The sequence below is a fragment of the Nonomuraea cavernae genome, from assembly GCF_014646355.1.
GTDB classification, from domain to species: Bacteria; Actinomycetota; Actinomycetes; order Streptosporangiales; family Streptosporangiaceae; genus Nonomuraea; species Nonomuraea cavernae.
This window is the reverse complement of record NZ_BMNH01000072.1, coordinates 1-802: the sequence shown is the minus strand read 5'-3', so window position 1 is coordinate 802 and position 802 is coordinate 1. Positions and strand designations below refer to the sequence as shown.

At 70.6% G+C, this 802-nt stretch carries 1 protein-coding gene; it reads left to right on the top strand.

What is annotated here, in order from left to right; genetic code table 11:
- Positions 1-802 (top strand): chaperonin GroEL (gene groEL, locus IEY82_RS38730; protein ID WP_189129278.1); only part of this gene is annotated, 802 nt, incomplete at both ends.

Here is an 802-nt window from a genome sequence, read left to right as displayed (position 1 = left end):
GTCAAGGCTCCGGGCTTCGGTGACCGTCGTAAGGCCATGCTGGGCGACATCGCGATCCTGACCGGTGGTCAGGTCATCGCCGAGGAGATCGGTCTCAAGCTGGAGAGCGCCACGCTCGACCAGCTCGGCCGCGCCCGCAAGGTGGTCGTCACCAAGGACGAGACCACGATCGTCGACGGCGCCGGTGACCCCGACGCCATCGCGGGCCGGGTCAACGAGATCCGCGCCGAGATCGAGCGCACCGACTCCGACTACGACCGCGAGAAGCTCCAGGAGCGGCTGGCCAAGCTGGCCGGCGGCGTGGCCGTCATCAAGGCCGGCGCCGCGACCGAGGTCGAGCTCAAGGAGCGCAAGCACCGCATCGAGGACGCCGTGCGCAACGCGAAGGCGGCCGTCGAGGAGGGCATCGTCCCCGGCGGCGGCGTGGCGCTGCTGCAGGCCGGCGCCAAGGCGTTCGACAAGCTGGAGCTGTCGGGCGACGAGGCCACCGGCGCCGCGATCGTGCGCAAGGCCCTTGAGGAGCCGCTGAAGCAGATCGCCGTCAACGCCGGCCTCGAGGGTGGCGTCGTGGTGGAGAAGGTTCGCCACCTCACGCCGGGCGAGGGCCTCAACGCGGCCAGCGGCGACTACGTCAACATGTTCGAGGCGGGCATCATCGACCCGGCCAAGGTGACGCGCTCCGCGCTGCAGAACGCCGCCTCCATCGCGGCGCTCTTCCTCACCACCGAGGCCGTCATCGCCGAGAAGCCCGAGAAGAACCCTGCCGCTCCCGCCATGCCCGGCGGCGGCGACATGGACTTCT